The organism is Aeromicrobium sp. PFPM2_SD2 (genome assembly GCF_057364525.1).
The window spans coordinates 1-1,615 of record NZ_JBNFNZ010000517.1 but is presented as its reverse complement, the minus strand read 5'-3'; the positions used below and the strand labels follow the sequence as shown (position 1 = coordinate 1,615).

Annotated in this window: 2 protein-coding genes; one reads left to right on the top strand and one right to left on the bottom strand. The window is 74.2% G+C overall.

What is annotated here, in order from left to right; translation table 11 throughout:
* A partial coding sequence (locus tag AC2W7G_RS15805; RefSeq protein ID WP_485869279.1) for a site-2 protease family protein occupies positions 1-489 on the bottom strand: 489 nt, incomplete at its 3' end.
* 84 nt (positions 490-573) lie between these two features.
* Here AC2W7G_RS15805 and AC2W7G_RS15800 point away from each other — a divergent pair.
* Positions 574-1,425 carry a RecB family exonuclease gene (locus AC2W7G_RS15800; RefSeq protein WP_485869278.1) on the top strand — a complete coding sequence of 284 codons (852 nt, stop codon included), beginning with the start codon at positions 574-576 and terminating at the stop codon, positions 1,423-1,425.
* The last annotated feature ends 190 nt before the right edge of the window (positions 1,426-1,615 follow it).

Sequence of the window (1,615 nt, the reverse complement as noted above, 5' to 3'; positions counted from 1 at the left end):
CACGTGCCCGCCGTCCAGCGGCAGGCCGGGCACGAGGTTGACGACGCCGAGGACGAGGTTGACGTAGGCCGCGGCGAGCGCGACGCCCTCGAGCGGCGGGGGCCAACCCGGGGCCAGGAGGAGCGCCAGCCCGCCGAGGGCGAGCGACGTGAGCGGGCCGACGACGGACGTCCACAGCTCCTGTGCCGGCGTGCGGCTCTCCCCCTCGATGACCGTCTCGCCGCCCAGCAGGTGCAGCGTGATCGACGAGACCGGCATCCGGTAGGTCCGGGCCACGAGCAGGTGGGCGCACTCGTGCAGGAACACCGAGACGTACAGGACGAGCACGAGGACGACGGCCGCCACGACGGGCGACCGGTACCCGATCAGCTCGAACTGCGGCGCGAACAGGGCGACCAGCACCACGGCCATGACCAGCAGCGAGGGCCGGACCAGGACGTCCACGCCCCCGACGCGTCCCAGCCGCAGCCCGGGGCTTCGCTCGCTCACGGGACCAACCTAGAGGTCGCCCCCTCGCGCCGCCGTCCCGCGCGGCTGCCAGCCCTGTCGGTGGGCCCGACTAGTCTCGGGGCCATGACCGAGACCGTGCCGACCGAGGCCGCCGAGCGGTCGCCCGCCGGGTCGCTCTCGCCGAGCCGGGCGTCCGACTTCACCGCCTGCCCGCTCAAGTACCGCCTGCGCGTCATCGACAAGGTGCCCGAGCCGCTCGACCCGGTCGCGGTCCGGGGCACGCTCGTCCACGCCGTCCTGGAGAAGCTGTTCGACGCGGCCGCGCCCGAGCGCACGCTCGAGACGGCCCGCGGGCTGCTGCCGGGCAGCTGGAGCGAGCTGGCCGACGAGGACGAGCGCTGCGGCTCGCTGTTCGACGCCGACGCCGAGCGCGAGGCGGCTTGGCTGGCCGAGTGCGAGGAGCTGCTGGCGCGGTACTTCCGCATGGAGGACCCGCAGTGGGTCGAGCCGACCGAGCGCGAGCTCAAGGTCGAGCACGTCCTCGACGGCGGCCTGCGGCTGCGCGGCATCGTCGACCGGCTCGACGTCGCCCCCGACGGACGCATCCGCGTCGTCGACTACAAGACCGGCAAGGCCCCGAACGAGCGGTACGCCGACAAGGCGATGTTCCAGATGCGCTTCTACGCCCTCGTCGTGTGGCGCACCCGCGGCGTCATGCCGTCGCTGCTGCAGCTGATGTACCTGGGCGACGGCACCTTCCTGCACTACGTGCCCGAGGAGTCCGACCTGCTGGCTACCGAGCGCCGCGTGAAGGCGCTCTGGTCGGCCATCGAGACGGCCACCGCCACCGGCGAGTTCCGGCCCAACAAGGGCCCGCTGTGCGGCTGGTGCTCGTTCCAGGCGCTGTGCCCCGCGTGGGGCGGCACGCCCCCGCCGTACCCGGGCCACCAGCTGCCCGCCGCCACCGCGTCCTGAGCCGGGGTGTCCGGTCCCTGAGCCTGCCGAGGGGACTGCTCCCGACAGGCTCGGGGACGACTCCCGGGATGGCTCAGGCCAGCAGGGCGCGCACGTCGTCCGGCGTCAGGCCGGCCAGCGTCGGGCGGCGCGTGCGCCGCGGTGCCTCGGGGACGTCCACCATGTGCGGCACGGCCAGCACGTGGCAGCC

Coding starts and splice junctions, on each gene's coding strand:
- AC2W7G_RS15800 (WP_485869278.1), top strand. CDS start 574: ATGACCGAGACCGTGCCGACCGAGGCCGCCGAGCGGTCGCCCGCCGGG.